Annotated in this window: 18 protein-coding genes and 1 riboswitch; of the genes, 5 read left to right on the plus strand and 13 right to left on the minus strand. The window is 33.6% G+C overall.

Translation table 11 applies throughout. The annotated features are described in order from the left end of the window. Positions 1 to 29: 29 nt before the first annotated feature. Positions 30 to 121, minus strand: a riboswitch (TPP riboswitch). A gap of 42 nt (positions 122 to 163) precedes the next feature. Next, positions 164 to 553, minus strand: a complete 390-nt coding sequence (locus Y10_RS06450) for a winged helix-turn-helix transcriptional regulator (protein ID WP_281764542.1) — start codon at positions 551 to 553, stop codon at positions 164 to 166. A 159-nt stretch (positions 554 to 712) separates the two neighbouring features. Here Y10_RS06450 and Y10_RS06455 point away from each other — a divergent pair, with 159 nt between their 5' ends. Beyond that, positions 713 to 1,321, plus strand: coding sequence for an FMN-dependent NADH-azoreductase (locus Y10_RS06455; RefSeq protein WP_281764543.1), 609 nt, complete (start codon positions 713 to 715; stop codon positions 1,319 to 1,321). Positions 1,322 to 1,387: 66 nt separating this feature from the next. On the opposite strand, the gene Y10_RS06460 is transcribed toward Y10_RS06455, so the two are convergent. Continuing rightward, a complete protein-coding gene (locus tag Y10_RS06460; protein WP_281764544.1) occupies positions 1,388 to 2,680 on the minus strand; it encodes an alkaline phosphatase family protein in 1,293 nt (430 codons plus the stop codon). 98 nt (positions 2,681 to 2,778) lie between these two features. On the opposite strand from Y10_RS06460, the gene trhA reads away from it, so the two are divergent. Next, on the plus strand, positions 2,779 to 3,405 hold the full coding sequence (gene trhA / locus Y10_RS06465) for a PAQR family membrane homeostasis protein TrhA (protein WP_281764545.1): 627 nt from the start codon (positions 2,779 to 2,781) through the stop codon (positions 3,403 to 3,405). On the opposite strand, the gene Y10_RS06470 is transcribed toward trhA, so the two are convergent. Genes Y10_RS06470 through Y10_RS06480 form a run of 3 tightly spaced genes read right to left on the minus strand, consistent with a single transcriptional unit; the run spans position 3,398 to position 5,274 of the window. Then, complete coding sequence (locus Y10_RS06470) at positions 3,398 to 3,826, minus strand: DUF4268 domain-containing protein (RefSeq protein ID WP_281764546.1); 429 nt, start codon at positions 3,824 to 3,826, stop codon at positions 3,398 to 3,400. The genes trhA and Y10_RS06470 overlap by 8 nt on opposite strands. 6 nt (positions 3,827 to 3,832) lie before the next feature. Then, complete coding sequence (locus Y10_RS06475) at positions 3,833 to 4,528, minus strand: ZIP family metal transporter (protein WP_281764547.1); 696 nt, start codon at positions 4,526 to 4,528, stop codon at positions 3,833 to 3,835. Continuing rightward, positions 4,528 to 5,274, minus strand: coding sequence for a class I SAM-dependent methyltransferase (locus tag Y10_RS06480; RefSeq protein ID WP_281764548.1), 747 nt, complete (start codon positions 5,272 to 5,274; stop codon positions 4,528 to 4,530). The genes Y10_RS06475 and Y10_RS06480 overlap by 1 nt, the downstream gene beginning before the upstream one ends. A 79-nt stretch (positions 5,275 to 5,353) precedes the next feature. On the opposite strand from Y10_RS06480, the gene Y10_RS06485 reads away from it, so the two are divergent. Then, positions 5,354 to 6,532, plus strand: a complete 1,179-nt coding sequence (locus Y10_RS06485; protein ID WP_281764549.1) for a THUMP domain-containing class I SAM-dependent RNA methyltransferase — start codon at positions 5,354 to 5,356, stop codon at positions 6,530 to 6,532. Positions 6,533 to 6,752: 220 nt separating this feature from the next. Here the strand turns inward: Y10_RS06485 and Y10_RS06490 are convergent, their stop codons facing one another. From Y10_RS06490 to rlmD, 3 genes are read right to left on the minus strand one after another with little or no spacing between them, the layout of a single operon-like run. Then, positions 6,753 to 7,535, minus strand: coding sequence for a DUF6048 family protein (locus Y10_RS06490; protein ID WP_281764550.1), 783 nt, complete (start codon positions 7,533 to 7,535; stop codon positions 6,753 to 6,755). Then, on the minus strand, positions 7,501 to 8,007 hold the full coding sequence (locus Y10_RS06495) for a DUF6452 family protein (RefSeq protein ID WP_281764551.1): 507 nt from the start codon (positions 8,005 to 8,007) through the stop codon (positions 7,501 to 7,503). The genes Y10_RS06490 and Y10_RS06495 overlap by 35 nt, the downstream gene beginning before the upstream one ends. Positions 8,008 to 8,010: 3 nt before the next feature. Then, the gene (gene rlmD, locus Y10_RS06500) at positions 8,011 to 9,423 is read right to left on the minus strand and encodes a 23S rRNA (uracil(1939)-C(5))-methyltransferase RlmD (RefSeq protein WP_281764552.1); all 1,413 of its coding nucleotides are present in this window, start codon (positions 9,421 to 9,423) and stop codon (positions 8,011 to 8,013) included. 198 nt (positions 9,424 to 9,621) lie between these two features. Here rlmD and rocD point away from each other — a divergent pair, with 198 nt between their 5' ends. Further along, positions 9,622 to 10,866 carry an ornithine--oxo-acid transaminase gene (gene rocD, locus Y10_RS06505; protein ID WP_281764553.1) on the plus strand — a complete coding sequence of 415 codons (1,245 nt, stop codon included), beginning with the start codon at positions 9,622 to 9,624 and terminating at the stop codon, positions 10,864 to 10,866. A gap of 50 nt (positions 10,867 to 10,916) precedes the next feature. Here rocD and Y10_RS16960 read toward each other — a convergent pair whose 3' ends face one another. The 4 genes from Y10_RS16960 to Y10_RS06520 all read right to left on the minus strand — a co-directional run bounded on the left by Y10_RS16960 (position 10,917) and on the right by Y10_RS06520 (position 15,040). Continuing rightward, positions 10,917 to 11,159: a hypothetical protein gene (locus Y10_RS16960; RefSeq protein WP_408733609.1), complete on the minus strand. Its 243-nt coding sequence runs from the start codon at positions 11,157 to 11,159 to the stop codon at positions 10,917 to 10,919. Positions 11,160 to 11,310: 151 nt separating this feature from the next. After that, a complete protein-coding gene (locus Y10_RS06510; protein ID WP_281764554.1) occupies positions 11,311 to 11,571 on the minus strand; it encodes a CD225/dispanin family protein in 261 nt (86 codons plus the stop codon). Between the two features lie 90 nt (positions 11,572 to 11,661). After that, positions 11,662 to 13,068 (minus strand): T9SS type A sorting domain-containing protein, encoded by a 1,407-nt coding sequence (locus Y10_RS06515; RefSeq protein ID WP_281764555.1) that lies wholly within the window; start codon positions 13,066 to 13,068, stop codon positions 11,662 to 11,664. A 121-nt stretch (positions 13,069 to 13,189) separates the two neighbouring features. Continuing rightward, on the minus strand, positions 13,190 to 15,040 hold the full coding sequence (locus Y10_RS06520) for a T9SS type A sorting domain-containing protein (protein WP_281764556.1): 1,851 nt from the start codon (positions 15,038 to 15,040) through the stop codon (positions 13,190 to 13,192). Positions 15,041 to 15,110: 70 nt separating this feature from the next. Here Y10_RS06520 and Y10_RS06525 point away from each other — a divergent pair, with 70 nt between their 5' ends. After that, positions 15,111 to 15,647, plus strand: coding sequence for a Smr/MutS family protein (locus Y10_RS06525; protein ID WP_281764557.1), 537 nt, complete (start codon positions 15,111 to 15,113; stop codon positions 15,645 to 15,647). A 93-nt stretch (positions 15,648 to 15,740) separates the two neighbouring features. Here Y10_RS06525 and Y10_RS06530 read toward each other — a convergent pair whose 3' ends face one another. Then, positions 15,741 to 16,631, minus strand: a complete 891-nt coding sequence (locus Y10_RS06530; protein ID WP_281764558.1) for a hypothetical protein — start codon at positions 16,629 to 16,631, stop codon at positions 15,741 to 15,743. Between the last annotated feature and the right edge of the window lie 45 nt (positions 16,632 to 16,676).

Raw genomic sequence — 16,676 nt, forward strand, 5'->3', positions numbered from 1 at the left:
AATGACGTGTCTATGTTTTTTGAAACAAACATTAAAATTAACATCATTCCCTACGCTGGTACTAACCAGATCAGGTAAACGGGTATCATCTCAGCCATACATGGCACCCCGAAATGTTATGGTAAATGTACAATATATAAATAGCTTGGTAAAGCTATTTATATTAATAATCTTCTTTAATTTTTTCTCTGTGATTTAATCCCCATTTGTATAATTCCTGTATGGCGTTGTCTAAAGTTTTACCATAAGGGGTTAAAGCATATACTAAGATGTTCGTATCATCATCTCTTTTTATCTTGGTTACCAGTTTGTTTAATTCCAATTCTTTCAATTCTTTGGCTAACATTCGGTCTGTAATTTTAGGAATATCTCTGCTTATTTCATTAAAGCGTTTGTCGCCAAAAGTAAGGGATACTATAATGGGTAATTTCCATTTTCCATTAATTACGTATAAGCTGTCCTGAACAGCTTTCATGGCTTTTAAACAGTTTTCAGGATTTTTCTCATCATGTTCTAATATTTCTATATCGGCTAATGGTGAAATTTTGTTCATGGTAATATGTTTGTAGTGTAGTCTATTTATAGGTGTTACTATCATTAAGTATAGTGTATAGCTATCTAATAGTACTTACTTTTGTATAGCAAAAATAAGAAATATTTTAAGACCTCTTGGAGAGGTATATCCCCCCAAGCGCAAAATCTAATAGAAATTATGAGTAAAACAATTTTAAAAGTAGTTAGTAGTTTTAGAGGTGATCAATCTGCAAGTAATGCTTTAGCTGATGCAATTGTAGCAAAATTACTGTCTGAAAATGAAGGAGCTAAAGTAGAGGTAAGAGATGTAAGTAAAGGTATGGCACACTTAGATGCTCAATTATTTACAGCCTTTATAACACCAGAAGCTGATAGAACTGAAGATCAAAAAGCAGCAGTTGCAGTTTCTGATGCTATGATAGAAGAATTATTTAAAGCAGATTACTTGGTTATTGGTGTACCAATGTATAATTTCACTATTCCTTCAGTATTAAAGTCATGGTTAGATCATGTTGCTAGAGCTAACGTTACCTTTAAATATACAGAAAGCGGTGCCGTTGGTTTGGTAGAAGATACAAAAGCATATTTGGCAATAGCAACTGGAGGTATTTATACAGATGCTGCTAATGCTCCTTATGATTTTACCGAAAGTTACCTAAAAGCAACTTTGGCATTTATAGGTGTTACAGATGTTGAAACTTTTAGAGCAGAAGGAATGGCTATTCCTGATCTAGCCGAAGGAGCTGTAGATAAAGCTATTAAAACAGTTGAAGCATTTAGTTTTTAATTTAATTTTTCCTTTAAATTTTAAAAAGGTCAATGTTTACAAGAGCATTGACCTTTTTTCTTTTAATTATTCTGTTAATACAGATTGTAATGCTTCAAGTTTTCCGTCAATGGTATCTGTAATATTTAGTTGAAGCAGATGTGCTATCAAAGGATAAATATGTACGTTTTCAACAGCTGATTGCACATAGTTCTTTTTAATATTAGGCCCCTCTATATAGAAAATAGCTCCCATGTTTGTATTTTTAAAAGGATCATACCCATGAGTACCGCTTGGTTTCATGGCTTTAGAGCGTTTACTTTTTCTGTAGGTAATGGTTTTTGGTGCTTCGGTAATTAATACCAAATCTCCTATTTTATCAGGGTTTTGATAGTTTAGGTAGTTAGGTACAGCCTCTTGTTTATAGGTTTTGAAGCCTGTTTGTTGAGAAAGAATGTTGTATAACCTTTCTTTTTCGGTATCATCGGTAGTGTAAATCATGGCTACAGGGCCTTTGTAAAACTTATTTTCGCCCATATCTATATAGTCGTGTAAATTAATTTCTGCTGTCACATCATCCATACCATGGTCTGAAGTAACAATTAGATACACAGGAAGGTTTGATTTTTTAATACCTTCTCTAAGTAATTCAATTTGGTGGTCTACTAGTGCTACAGCATTTTTAACTTTGTTGTTGTCTGTTCCAAAACGGTGACCTTGTGTATCTACAATAGAAAAGTATAAAGTTATCATGTGGGGTCTTCTTTCTTCAGGTAATTCTAACCATTCTAGTACACGCTTTACACGGTGCTCATATAATCTTTGTTGGTTAAATATGTAATAATAGGTAGGGTGCATACCATTTATATTGGCTTCTGAGCCTACCCAAAAATAAGAGGCGCTACACATACCTTGTTGTTGAGCTAAATTCCAGATAGGAGTACCGCCATACCATGCTCCATTTTCTACTACTTCTCTTTTACTTATTTTGTATTGTTCTTGTTTCTTTTTATCGTAAAACGAGTTGGAAACAATACCATGATGGCCAGGGTACAACCCTGTTGCTATGCTATAATGATTTGGGAATGTTTTAGAAGGAAAGCTAGGGATTAATTGTTCAACCGAACTTCCGCTTTTTGCCATCTCCAAGATGTTTGTAGCGTTGTATTTTTGAGCGTAGTCATGTCTAAAACCGTCTATAGAAACCATAATAACGTATGGTTTTTCAAGCGTTTCTTTTGAGTTTGTGATTTCGGTATTGGTAATTTCTTGGGCAACAGTTTCTTCGTAAGAGATGTTTTCTTGCCCCATTGCTATAAGAGAAACTAAGAACAAGGTACTGGTACTTAGTGTTTGAATTACTTGTTTTAAAAAACTCATTTGCTTTCTAGTTTAAAAGGGAAAGATACTAAAAAGAGTAGTTGTAACTATGCGGTTTTCAGTTGCGATAATGTTATTTTTGTAATAAAAAGGAAGCGATGGCTAATCAAACACAAAAAGAAGAGTTTTACAATGCATTAACCCACGGAATAGGGTTTTTGTTAAGTCTTTTAGGGTTTGTTTTATTGTTGTATTATCAGCACGAATCAAAGGTTTGGAATTTTACTAGTATTCTTTTGTATGCTGTATCTCTTAGCTTTTTGTATATGGTTTCAACTCTTTATCACTATGCTAAAAACGAAAAAAAGAAATACTACTTTAGAATATTAGACCATATTAGTATTTATTACTTAATAGCCGGTACTTATAGCCCAGTAGTGTTACTTACCCTTAGCCATAGTAAAGGTTGGTTACTGTTTTGGCTAGTTTGGGGTATAGCAGCGGTGGGTACGTTATTAAAAATATTCTTTACAGGAAAGTTTGAGGTTGTGTCTTTGGTACTCTATTTAGTGATGGGGTGGCTAATTATGTTTGATATAAGTACGCTAAAAGAAGTTTTGCCTGCAGGTGGTATGAACCTTTTAATTGCAGGCGGAATAGCATATAGTGGTGGTATTGTTTTTTATGTATGGGAGAAATTACCTTTTAATCATGTGATATGGCATTTATTTGTACTAGCGGGTAGTATATGCCATTATTTAATGATTTTTATGTACATTATATAGCCTTTATAACATCTTCGTAATCTCTGTAAAAAGCCTCGAATTTTTGCATAGTTTCATTTAAGAATACCATGGCTTCTTGCCAAGTATTTTTGTTATGTATAGAAACTCCCGTTTTTTCAACATAGATTCTAGAAATTTCTTTTCCGTTTTCAAGAAAAAAACAATCTTCATAAATTACATCAGGAATGGTTTCTTCTAGTAAACTTTTTAAAGACACCATTTTTTCATAATAAGCAATTCTTTTTTCTAGGTCTTGATCTTCAATATCAATCATTACCCTTGCTTTTTTGGTGTCAAAATGAAACTTAAAGCTAAAATCTTTAATTTTTGTGTGGTATAAAATCCATTTGGTTGGAAATGATTTTCCAAAAGATATCCAAAATTCTTGTCGTATTTTTCTTGATTCTTCTCTGCTAAACATATTTTTCTAATCAATAAAATAAGCGGCTATAACACCTAAAATAATTACTAGTATTTTGCTAAGGTTAAACTTATGGTTTTCTGAGCTTTCAAACAAGATGGTGCTACCAATATGTAATAATACCCCAATAACTAAAGCCGAAATATAGGCTTCATATTCGTGGAAAATAGTAAGGTTTGTGTTTAAAAAAGTTCCCAGTGGGGTCATTAATGCAAACATTAATAAGAATGCTGCAATTTTTGGTTTGCTAATATCCGACTCTAAAAAGAAGGTACTTAAAATAATTGCAACAGGCAGTTTATGAATTACTATTCCGTATACCAATGTGTCATGGTGGTGCAGCGGAAACCCTTCTAATAACGCGTGAATACTTAAACTAGTAAAAAGCATCCAAGGAAAGCTTTTTTGTTTCTTGTTTAAGTGTACATGGCCATGTTCTGCTCCTTTAGAGAAAAATTCTAAAAAGATTTGCAAAAGAATACCAGCCATTAGAAAAATACCAATAGTTTTAGTATCAGTTTCATGTTCATGTTCATGGTGGTGACCATAAACTTCAGGTAATAAAGAAAAAGCCGTTAGCGATAATAAAAAAGCACCACTAAAGGCTAGTAATAATTTTAGATTATTGGAATTTTTGGGGTGAATTGTCACTACAAACCCAAATCCAACTAGTACTGATACAATGGGTAAAATGTAGTTCATTATTTAAAAATTAGGATCATTCTATCGGATTCTTTTTCGTCAAATTTTTTTAGTTTATAATCTCCAAAAACATCTAAAAGGTATATACCAGCTTGTTCAAAGTAGTTTTCAAAATCTTGTAAAGTGAGTGCTTTAACCCGTTCTGTAAAGTCATAGTCTTCACCATCTTTACTAAATTTTATATTCTTGAAAATATAGCCGTCTTCTACATATTTATGTATGTTAAAGGTAATACCTTCTACTGTTTTCTCCTCTTTAGACGTTAAACACTCTATAACCTTTCTTGTGTTCATAAAATCTATTACACCAAAACCGGTTTCATTCAAGTTTTCTTTTAACGCTTTTAATGCTTGTAGGTTATCTTCTTCATTTTCAAAATATCCAAAACTGGTAAACAGATTAAAAACTGCATCAAATTTTTTGGAGTAGGGGTTGCACATATCGTGTACTTCAAAAAACAAGTTGGGGTTTTCGTATTTTTTCGCATAGGCAATGTTTTCTTCAGAAATATCAATTCCGGTAACATTATAACCTATAGAGTTTAAATAAATACTGTGTCTACCTCTACCACAGGCTACATCTAAAATATGGGCTTGCTCTGGTAAGTTAAGGTAGTTGGTTAGTGTATCCATAAACCCTTTTGCCTCACTATAATCATGGTTTTTATAGAGAATGTGGTAAAAAGGGGTATTGAACCAACAGGCATACCATCCGTTATTATCAGATGTTTTTTTAAATATGGACACTTAATTTTTATCTAAAAAGTTAATCTTACAAATTTACTGTATTTTTGTTGAAAATTTACCATGTTTATAAAATTGAGGTATGGCGCAGAACTTTAAAATGTTAGCAAAAACTCTTTATGGGTTTGAAGATATATTAGCAACCGAGTTAAGAAATTTAGGAGCTCTAAAGGTAGAGAAGGGAGTAAGAGGTGTGTTTTTTGAAGGAGACACCGGGTTTATGTATAAGGCAAATTTATCTTTAAGAACGGCTTTAAAAATTTTAAAACCTATAGCTTCATTTCCTATTAGAAATGAAAAAGACTTATACGATAAAGTATATGCAATGAATTGGGATAGGTTAATGACGGTGAATAATACGTTTTCTATTCATGCTACTTTGTCTGATGCTATTTTTAATCATACGCAATTTGTGGCTTTGAAAACTAAAGATGCAATTGCAGATAAATTTAGAAATACCGAGGGAAGAAGACCTAATGTAGATGTTAAGCACCCTGATATTAGTATTAATGTACATATTCATAAGAACAAAGTAACTATTTCTTTAGATAGTTCAGGAGCCTCTTTACACCACAGAGGGTACAGAACAGCTACTAATATAGCGCCAATTAATGAGGTGCTTGCAGCCGGTATGCTATTGTTAAGTGGATGGGATGGTCAGTGTGATTTTATGGACCCAATGTGCGGTAGTGGTACTATCTTGGTAGAAGCCGCCATGATTGCTTGTAACATACCTGCTAACATTAACCGCAAAGAGTTCGCTTTTGAGAAATGGGCTGATTTTGATGGTGATTTGTTTGAAAAAATAATGGATAGTAGCTTGAATAAGGCAAGAGAATTTCACCACAAAATTTACGGGTATGACAAAGCACCATCTGCAGTAATAAAGGCTAAAGATAATGTTAGGAATGCTAATTTAGCTGAGTATATATCTATTAAAGAGTATAACTTTTTTGACACCTACAAACCTGTAGAAGGTAAATTACATATGGTGTTTAACCCACCTTATGGAGAGCGTTTACAAATTAATATGCCAGAGTTTTACAAGTCTATAGGAGATGCCTTAAAGCAACAGTATTCAAACACCACAGCTTGGTTAATTACTTCTAATATGGAGTCGTTAAAATTTGTAGGGTTAAGACCTTCAAGAAAAATACCTTTATATAATGGTAAGTTAGAAAGTAGATTTGTAAAATACGATATCTATGAAGGTAGTAAAAAAGGTAAATATTTAAATAATAAGCATGAAACCAAAGAATAAGGCTTTAGTTTTTAATTTTATATCTTTTGTATGTGCTTTTCTATTATTAAGATTAGCGGTAATCCCATACTTAGTAAATAACGAAATGTTGGTTATTTTTTTATCAGCATTTCTATCTATACTAATTGCCCCCAAATTTTTCAATCAAAAATTTGAGGGCAAGGAAGTTGTATTTATGAAAATATTGTTTAAAAAAGATCCTATTAAATTAGGTTAGTCACTAATTTAATTCAGTAGGAGCTTCTTCTTTTGTGTCGTTTTCTTTTTTACTAGATTTTGATTTTTTATAAAGAGGAATTAAGTAGGTAAGCGAGTAGTTGTACCCCATTCCAATAGAGCTGCCATCGGTTATTTTATTAAAGCCGGGTACCCAAAGGTTTGGGAAATTATCTGCTGCTTTATCTGTAATCATATAGTTTAGGCGTACAGAACCACCCAAAAATACGTTGTGTACTAATTCTACCTTCATGCCTAATACAAACTCTAACCAATGAGCGCTTAGCCCGCTATGTTCTTGTAAAATAGCCTCGGTTGTGCCAGAAGCAGTTTCATTCCAATACGGATTTCCAGGGAAAGGAGTATATTCACTAACATCTTGGCTAAAAGTAGAAAAACCATATCTAAACCCTAAACTAATTATATTCTCCATCCCAAACCAGTTGTCGTAACTATTATAGTCACCTCCTAGTTTAATATAATTACCTGTTGTAGTAAAAGTATAGTAATCTTCTTCGGTTATTTTTTCTTCATAACCTAATTCTGCAGCTGCATACCATCTGTAATTTAAGCGGTAATCTGCTACAATTTCTAATCCGCTGTAATTGTCATCAGCAAATGATTGAATGAGCCTACTTAAATCTGCACCCACTCGTAACCCATAACGTTGTTTGTATTCGGTAACAGAGTCATTTGTCTCTTCTTCAGGGGTAGTGTTTTCTTGGGCTAGGGCACCTAGACACCAAAAAGCACTAATGATATATGTTAACGTGCGCTGCAACTTCATCAGTAACTTCGTTATTTTCAATTGATATATTTGTTATCCAGTTATCGGTATCAGGTGTTATTCCGGCAGTTAAACTACTATAGTTTACCTTGTAACCACAAGCTCTAGAAACATATATCTCGTTTATATTATAGTAAAAAGTAAGTACATCTGCATTACCAACTTCTTGGTCATTTTCATCATCCCCAGAGTTGGTTATAAATACATAAGAAGTGCTGTCTTCTAAGGTTTTTAACGGTATGGCTATACTATCTGTAGTGGTTCTGTCTATAACAGCACCATCAGGGTCTAAACCTTCACCATATACGCGTAATAGCGTTACATCTTTAGCGTCAGAAACATTATCTTGGTCGTAAAACGTAATAATTAATTGTGGTGTTACCGCATCTACACAGATGTCGTCTTTCTCACAACTAACCATTGAAAGTAATGCTATAATGGGTACAACTATGGCTGCAGCAATTCTTTTCATATATTATTTTCTTTTTTCCAGTAAAACTACGTTCTCAACATGGTGTGTTTGCGGAAACATATCTACCGGTTGTACTTTAGTTACTTGGTATACTTCATCCATTAAAGCAAGGTCTCTAGCTTGTGTAGCACTATTACAACTTACATATACTACTTTATCAGGGGCAATATTAAGTATTTGTTGTACTACATCTTTATGCATACCATCTCTTGGCGGATCTGTAATAATAACGTCAGGATTTCCATTTTCTGTTATAAACTGAGCGTTAAAAACATTTTTCATGTCGCCCGCATAAAATACACAGTTGTCAATTTTATTGTTAGCAGCATTCTCCTTAGCATCTTCAATAGCTTCTGGTACTGCTTCTACACCTACTACTTTTTTAGCTTTTTTAGCTACAAATTGTGCAATGGTTCCTGTACCTGTATACAAATCGTATACCAATTCTTCTCCGGTTAGTCCGGCAAAGTCTCTGGTTATTTTATAAAGCTCGTAGGCTTGTTCAGAATTAGTTTGGTAGAAAGACTTTGCGTTAATTTTAAACTGTAGCCCTTCCATTTCTTCAAAAATATGATCGCGTCCATTATAACAAATTACTTCCTGATCGTATATTGTATCATTCCCTTTTTCATTAATTACATATTGTAATGATGTAATTTCAGGAAATTCAGCTTTTAAATAATCCAATAGCAATTCGCGCTGCTCTTTATTTTCTTTAAAGAACTGGATAAGAACCATAATTTCACCAGTAGAGGTAGTACGTATCATTAAGGTACGTAATAAACCTTCTTGGTTTCTACCATTATAAAATGGTAAATTATGCTTTGTAGCAAAGGCTTGTGTTTTATTACGTATATCGTTACTAGGGTCTCTTTGTAACCAACATTTATTGATGTCTAAAATTTTATCCCAAGCCCCTGGTATATGGAAACCTAGAGCATTTCTATTGTCAATTTCTTCATTGCTTTCAATTTCTTCACGGGTTAGCCATCTGCTATCAGAAAAAGAAAACTCCATTTTATTACGGTAAAAGTATTGTTCTTTAGAACCCGAAATAGGGGTTACCTCCGGAAGCTCAATTTTACCTAGGCGTTGTAAGTTGTTTACAACTTCTTTTTGCTTAAAGTAAAGTTGCTCTTCATACTTCATATGTTGCCATTTGCAACCTCCACAAACACCAAAATGTTCGCACACTGGTTCGGTACGTTTGTCTGAAAGCGTATGAAATTTGATAGCCTCCCCTTCGTAATAACCAGTTCTTTGTTTGGTGGTTTGAATATCTACCACATCACCTGGTATGGCATTGGTTAAAAAAATAACTTTTCCGTCAGGTGCTTTTGCTACACTTTTACCTTTAGCACCAGCGTCTATCACTGATACGTTCTCAAAAACTTTTCTTTTATTTCTTCTACCCATGTGGCAAAAATAGGATGTTTTATTTACATTTTATACTTAAAACTAATTATTGTAGAAACAGGGGTTTAAAAGAGATTAGGTTGAATAAGTTTTAGATGTACTGCATATTTATTAAATTGCAGTGCTTTGGTAAAAGGATGATTTCTCTCCTGTTATAAAAAGTAGGAATGGTGAAAGTTTGATTATAAAAAAGAATGTATGTCAGTATTAGAACAAATGACTTCTCAAGATGCAATTGATTTAGAAAACAAGTATGGAGCTCATAACTACCATCCGCTACCTGTAGTGCTTAGTAAAGGCGAGGGAGTATATGTATGGGATGTTGAAGGTAAAAAGTACTATGATTTTCTATCAGCGTATTCTGCGGTAAATCAAGGGCATTGCCATCCTAAAATTATTGGAGCTTTAACTGAGCAAGCACAAAAACTTACCTTAACCTCTAGAGCATTTTATAATGATGTTTTAGGTGTTTATGAAAAATTTGCGACTCAGTATTTTGGTTTTGATAAAATGTTGCCAATGAATACAGGAGCAGAGGCAGTAGAAACTGCTATTAAGCTTTGTAGAAAATGGGCGTATGAGAAAAGAGGTATAGAAGAGCATAAGGCTAAAATTGTGGTATGCGAAAATAATTTCCACGGTAGAACTACTACTATTATATCTTTTTCTAATGATGAGGATGCTAGAAAGAATTTTGGACCTTATACTCCTGGATTTGTTAAAATACCTTACGATAGTATTGAAGCCCTTGAAGAAGTATTGAAAACAGAAAGTGATATTGCCGGATTTTTAGTAGAGCCTATACAAGGTGAAGCCGGAGTGTATGTGCCAGCTGAAGGATATTTGAAAAAAGCGAAAGAACTTTGTGAAAAGTATGGTGTGTTGTTTATTGCCGATGAGGTACAAACAGGTATTGCCAGAACGGGTAAATTATTAGCAGTTTCTCATGAAGAAGTAACCCCTGATATTTTAATTTTAGGAAAAGCTATTAGTGGTGGGGTATACCCTGTAAGTGCTGTATTAGCTAACGATACCATTATGGAAGTGATAAAACCAGGACAGCATGGGTCTACTTTTGGCGGAAACCCGTTAGCAGGTGCTGTAGCTATGGCTGCTTTAAATGTAGTAGAAGATGAGCAACTTGCAGAAAATGCTGAAACACTTGGGGTTTTATTCCGTGAGAAAATGAACGATTATATTAAAACTTCTAAAATAGTAAATCTTGTTAGAGGTAAAGGGTTGTTAAATGCTATTGTAATTAATGATAGTGAAGATAGTTCTACTGCTTGGGATATTTGTGTAGCTCTTAAAGAAAACGGTTTACTTGCTAAACCAACCCATGGTAATATTATACGTTTTGCGCCACCATTGGTAATGACAGAAGAGCAATTACTAGAGTGTGTAGGTATTATTACTAAAACTTTAGAAGCTTTTGAAGCATAAATTAATTTATACTTTTAAATATATAGAAGGCCGCTTTATAGCGGCTTTTTTTATGGAGCTAATATTGTAAAAGGATACACCGGTATATTACGGAACAACCAAAAAGCTAGTACTGTAATTAAAACTATTATTGGAAATTTTGGGTGATACACCATATTATTAATTTCTTTTTCCGGATGTATTTTTTGAAGTGCTTTTATCAAGAGGTTGTAAAAAAATATTAATAATCCTGGTATAAACAGAGCATTAAATGATAGTGTTTCTAAAAAATGTAAGTGTAAAATACTGTGCATAGCTCTTTGGCTACCACAACCTGGACAGTATAAACCTGTTAAGCTGTAAAACGGACACTTGGGAAAAAGTGAAAACTCTAGCGGATTGTATAAAAAATATATTGCTGCTAAACTTAGCAGCAATATACTTAATATGAAATATGTTATTTTTTTAGTAAGCACCCCCAGCAACACCTGCTACCATTAGTATGATATACAAAATGGTACCTACAAGACCTACTATTAAGCCCCACATAGTCCATTTTTTAGCATTTCTAGAAGCTTCTTCTGCAGCAGCAAAGTTTCCTGCAGCGTACTCAGAATTTACTTTTGAAGCATTTACAATACCAATAATTCCGAAAATAAGACAACAGAAAATGGTGACCAAGATAGATTCTACCAAGTAATTCTTGGGTTTCATAGGTGTTTCCATAGTTAGATATGTTAGTTATATTTATATAAATCTAAAGTATAAAAAAATGAGTAATTATCAAATATTATAAGGTTTTACCTATACTTTTATTTAATCTATAATTATTTTCTTGGTAATTGTTTGGTTATCTGCTGTTACGTTAATTAAATAAATTCCAGGAGCAAAGTTACTGGTATTCACGGTGTAGGTACTGTTATTACTAATGTTAGTATCGTCTAAAATGGTTTGGCCAGTTAGCGTAAATACACTAATGCTCTCAATGCTTTTTAGGGTGTTATTTTCTATAGTAAGCACTTCTGTATACTTATTTAGGTACATAGTAATATCTAGGTTTTGAGAAACTGAATCAGTACTTAAAAAAGCGGGGTCAAAATAGGAGGCTATAAAATTAGGTAAGCCTTGCATAGCTTCTTTATTACTACCCAAATAAATAGCGTCTTGTACATAATTACATCCAGTACCAATCACATTTGGGTTTTCAATTACACTTAAATAATTAGTACCTATAGCATAAGAGACAGGGGTGGTTCTGTAAATTCGCCCATCTTCTGCTAATTGTAATGCTCCTCTATAACCACCAGTACCCGTTACTTGGTCTATTATTAATTGCGAAGCTTCAATATCGGTAGCGGTAAGATCAAACTGAACTAAAGCAGAATCTTGAGTTGAATTATAGGAATGTGCATATAATACATTGCTGTTAGGAGAAAATTCTATTCCGTAAAGTAGATCGGCAGTATAGTTAATCTCAAGTTGAATAGCCGTGTTGACCATTCCTGTGGTAGTATTAAAATCGCATAGGAATAAATTATCTTGATCATTTGTGGCTATAGCAATCTTGCTTCCATCAGGTGAAATTTTGAGGTAGCCTCTAGCATCTGGTGAATTAGAGTTTACATAGCTATCTACAGAAGTTGTGTTTACCCCAGAACTTGTAATTTCAAATGCTTTAAGTAATTCGTATGTATTAGAATTATTCTGAGCAAAAGTGATAACCCAGTAGCCTCCATTTGCGGAGTGGGTAGCACATAATTTTTCAGATGTATTATTTAAGAGTACAATATTTTTTTGAGTGGCAACAATTGCTCCATTACCATTGTCTAAAGTCATATCTACAACAGAGTAAGCCAAGGGGCCTGAAGCATCATCAATGGTAAAAATATAGTATTTAGTTGGGGCATTTACAAAAGGAACAATTAGTGCAGATTGTGTACTTGAGTTATCCCCAAGAAGCCCGGTTCCGTTAACCATGATGTTATTTTGCGCATTGTAAACATCAGTGCCATCTGTATAAAATAGAATGTTTCCAGCTCCGTCACTTATGCAAGCACTCCCTTCTGTGGTATTTAATTGTCCATTTGTAAGTGCTCCTGAAAAAGCATGAGTTGTGGGGTCAAAGGAAATTCCGGCATATTCACCAAAATACCAATTTTCTGTTTGTGCATTTAAAGTGTAAACACATATTACACAAAGTAGTAATACGTAATTTTTTATCATTTTTGTTATTTATTGGTTATCGGCTTCAATGTAATAAATTACTTTTATATATAACTGTACCGAATAAAAAAAATCCTGACTAAAATTTAGCCAGGATTCTTGTTATTTTATATAATAAAGATTATTTCTTAATAACCACCTTCTTAGTAATTACCTGATTGTTTGTTGTAGTAACATTTACTAAATAAACTCCAGTTGCTAAGTTAGAAGTATTAAAGCTATAGTTAGCTTGTGCTCCTAATTTCTGCTCATTAATAATAACCTGCCCGTTCATGTTGTATAAAGAAACATTCTTTAAGTCGTACATGTTAGGGTTTCCAATAGTTAATTGGTGTGTAGTATTATTTTGGTGTACGTTAATACTGCTGCTAGCTAAAACTGTTTCGTTACTCATAGTTGCATTAGAAAAAGATACAAAGTATCTATCTGTTACATCTGTTTCAGTAGTATTAAAGGTGTACGAGGTATTGTTATCAATTTGATAATAAGTACCTGTGTAGCTATCAAAAATAAATACTGGTTGCGTAGAATCTACATTAATATAAGCACCTACTAAAATTTTGAAAGATGAATTAGCTCCGTCTGTTTTAAAATGAAGCGGTATCATTTCGTTTACATTAAAAGCAGTACTTTGAATAAAGTAATCTTCTCCTGCAATATCAAAAGCAGCATCTGTAGCTAAACCAGAAGATGAAATACCATCAAAACCATAATCAAAACCTAAAGAGCTATTATCGTTTAGTGTTAACAATAAATCTCTTGTATACGTTTCATTAACAATTACTTGAAAAACATATTTTGGTCTTTCGTATGATCCGTCTAATGTTTCAGTACCACCACCATTGTTATAAACTACCTCGGTAGCAGTGTTTACATTTGCTGTACCATCATTAGTAAAGGTTTTCTGATTGTTAGCAGCTTCCTTATTAAAAATAGAGTATAAAGCAGTATCTTCTTGGTAATAAACTCTATATGAATTTTTAAAAACAACAGAGGTATCAGCGGTTCCTTCTAACATAAATCCTTGTGCGATAGGAGAAAATCTTCTACCAGAAAAATAGTTTGAGTTAGAAATTACAGAAGAACCAACAGTAGAACCAGCTTGGTCATAAGATTGGTAAGTAGCTGGGGTGTACACTCCAGTTCCGCAATCTGCTAGGTTATCACAGTCTGGTACCCAAACCCCATAACCACCAATATAATCTGCTACGTAGTGGCTAGTAACTGTTTTATCTTGTTCCCAGAATAATATAGAAGGTTCTATTTTACCTTGGTTGTCAGGGTCTAAAAGAAAGGCAGCTAAGTCAATTGCTGATGGGTACGGATTTCCAGCAAGGGTTTCCTGTCCATCTTTAACTTCTACATAAATATCACCATCGTTTGGTCTACCTCTAAAGTCATAAGGTTGTTGATTTCCAGAAATGTTAGTTCCTTTCATACTAAAACCATAACCCGGCTCAGTAAACCCAGTGGCGTTAGAGCTACCAATAAAAGACCAGTTACTGTAGGTAGTACCTGGTAAATATTTGTACAACCACAATCTAGAAATTGTTAATGGTTCTGTAGTCCCGTTATACCCTCCAATAAAAGTAGCATCAACACTGGTTGTTAAACCAGTAGTATCCATAATAGCGCCACTTTCTAAAGGGAAAAAGCGCGCGTTTCCGGTAGCTTCATCTCCAGGGCTACCTACTGGGCTACTCCAGTAGTTGTATGTAAATTGTGTTGCATATCCTTCCTGAATCAAAGAGATTTTTCCGTTACCCGTATTGGTAGACGTTCCATTAGTACCTTGAAGTAATTGACCTTCGTTACGTAAATAAAGAACACCTAAATTACTTAAATTGATATCTTGTTTTACATAAAGGTATGTATCTTTGACATAAACAAACGAGTTGTCATTAACTCGTAACTGGGCATGAGTTACTGCTAGTATCAGTAAAGCTGGTAATAATAAAACAATTTTTTTCATAACTCATTAATTTCGTTAAGTCTAACCTAATTTGGGTTTTGATTTTTAATATAGCAAAAATATATCATTTATGGAAATAAAAAAAGGAGATACGGTAGAAGTAATAGATGATTCGTTGAGTGGTAAGGTTTTGAAGCTGAATGAGAAAGAAGTAACTTTTGAGACAGAAGACGGATTTGAGATGACTTTTCCTAGAAATGAAGTGGTGGTTATTAAAAATGCTATATCGGTAGCTAATTATGAAGTTGCTGAAATATTAAGTGAAAAAGAGCTTAAACCTAGAAAAAAACAAATAATAAAGCCTAAAAAACAACGAAATGATCCTAAATTAGAGATTGACCTTCATATAGAGAAGTTGGTGAAATCTCCTAGGGGTATGTCTAATTACGATATGCTTAATCTTCAATTAGAAGTTGCCGAACGTCAGCTAAAATTTGCTCTAAGCAAACGTATACAAAAAGTGGTGTTTATACATGGTGTAGGTGAAGGAGTGTTAAAAACCGAATTAGAGTTTTTATTTTCTAGGTATGAGAATGTTAGATACTACGAAGCTGATTATAATAAATATGGTCTTGGGGCTATGGAAATTTATATAACACAAAATTAAAAGCGTATTCTAAGTGTTATTTTAGAATACGCTTTTAGGTATATATTTTTAAGATCTTATATTTATTTTAAGCTAACTGTTAAAGTGTAACTATTAAAATTCTGGGGTTTCTTCTATGGTTTCTGTTTCAGAATAAGTGCCAAATTCTACCAAATCTAAACGTAATTCTACACCCTCGTCACTGGTAAAAGAAATGTCGGCACCAGGTACAATATAATTTAAGTAGGTACTATAATACGTGTGTTCTATATATTGTGTAATACTAACTGCTGTGGTTTCAGATGCTAACAAGTAGTTTTGTGTATCGTTGCCGGCTTCATAGTCATCTGTAGGGTCTAAATTACCATTAATATCTTCATAAATAGTATCAACGCCGTCTCCATCATCATCTGCGTCTAAATAATTTGGAGTCCCATCACCATCGGTATCATCGTTGGTTGGGTCTCCATCACCGTCAATATCTTCATCTATAGTAGGTATGTTGTCGCCATCATCATCAAAATCTTTATAGTTTGGTATACCGTCTTCATCTGTGTCTAATGCATCTGGGTATTCTCCGTTTTCATCTATTACCCCTGGTTGTTCATTTTCAAAAGGAACACCATCATTATCGTCTTCCTGTAAGGTGGTGGTAATGGTAACTGTACCACTTAAAACTACCCACTCAGAAACTACCGTCGGGTCGGTTGGTTGAAACTCATTACAGAAATAGTTAGCAGCATTGCCATTATACACGCGGTACACTAACGAGTTTGTTGAGTTGTTAATAGTGTATGTGCTTTCTCCTATTTCTCTGATAATGTTGTTGTTGGTAGGAATGTATAATGATAACGATTCGGTGCTGCTATTTCTCAGTTTGTAAAATAAATATTCTCCACATAGTTGTACATCGCTGTCTGAAAAATCGATATCTGCAACGGCTATTTCTCCGTCATCACAACTAAAAAGTAAAGTAATAAGTAAAAGGGAAAATATTTTTTTCATGTGCATTTTTTTTAAGCTAAGCAAAAATAGTTGAATACAGGTTTA

The sequence above is a fragment of the Neptunitalea lumnitzerae genome (assembly GCF_027924185.1).
In the GTDB taxonomy this organism is placed as follows: Bacteria; Bacteroidota; Bacteroidia; order Flavobacteriales; family Flavobacteriaceae; genus Neptunitalea; species Neptunitalea lumnitzerae.

Coding starts and splice junctions, on each gene's coding strand:
- Y10_RS06520 (WP_281764556.1), bottom strand. CDS start 15,040: ATGAAAAAAATTGTTTTATTATTACCAGCTTTACTGATACTAGCAGTA.
- Y10_RS06450 (WP_281764542.1), bottom strand. CDS start 553: ATGAACAAAATTTCACCATTAGCCGATATAGAAATATTAGAACATGAT.
- Y10_RS06510 (WP_281764554.1), bottom strand. CDS start 11,571: ATGGAAACACCTATGAAACCCAAGAATTACTTGGTAGAATCTATCTTG.
- rlmD (WP_281764552.1), bottom strand. CDS start 9,423: ATGGGTAGAAGAAATAAAAGAAAAGTTTTTGAGAACGTATCAGTGATA.
- Y10_RS06515 (WP_281764555.1), bottom strand. CDS start 13,068: ATGATAAAAAATTACGTATTACTACTTTGTGTAATATGTGTTTACACT.
- Y10_RS06530 (WP_281764558.1), bottom strand. CDS start 16,631: ATGAAAAAAATATTTTCCCTTTTACTTATTACTTTACTTTTTAGTTGT.
- Y10_RS06495 (WP_281764551.1), bottom strand. CDS start 8,007: ATGAAAAGAATTGCTGCAGCCATAGTTGTACCCATTATAGCATTACTT.
- Y10_RS06470 (WP_281764546.1), bottom strand. CDS start 3,826: ATGTTTAGCAGAGAAGAATCAAGAAAAATACGACAAGAATTTTGGATA.
- Y10_RS06490 (WP_281764550.1), bottom strand. CDS start 7,535: ATGAAGTTGCAGCGCACGTTAACATATATCATTAGTGCTTTTTGGTGT.
- Y10_RS06475 (WP_281764547.1), bottom strand. CDS start 4,528: ATGAACTACATTTTACCCATTGTATCAGTACTAGTTGGATTTGGGTTT.
- Y10_RS06525 (WP_281764557.1), top strand. CDS start 15,111: ATGGAAATAAAAAAAGGAGATACGGTAGAAGTAATAGATGATTCGTTG.
- rocD (WP_281764553.1), top strand. CDS start 9,622: ATGTCAGTATTAGAACAAATGACTTCTCAAGATGCAATTGATTTAGAA.
- Y10_RS06485 (WP_281764549.1), top strand. CDS start 5,354: ATGGCGCAGAACTTTAAAATGTTAGCAAAAACTCTTTATGGGTTTGAA.
- trhA (WP_281764545.1), top strand. CDS start 2,779: ATGGCTAATCAAACACAAAAAGAAGAGTTTTACAATGCATTAACCCAC.
- Y10_RS06455 (WP_281764543.1), top strand. CDS start 713: ATGAGTAAAACAATTTTAAAAGTAGTTAGTAGTTTTAGAGGTGATCAA.
- Y10_RS16960 (WP_408733609.1), bottom strand. CDS start 11,159: ATGCACAGTATTTTACACTTACATTTTTTAGAAACACTATCATTTAAT.
- Y10_RS06460 (WP_281764544.1), bottom strand. CDS start 2,680: ATGAGTTTTTTAAAACAAGTAATTCAAACACTAAGTACCAGTACCTTG.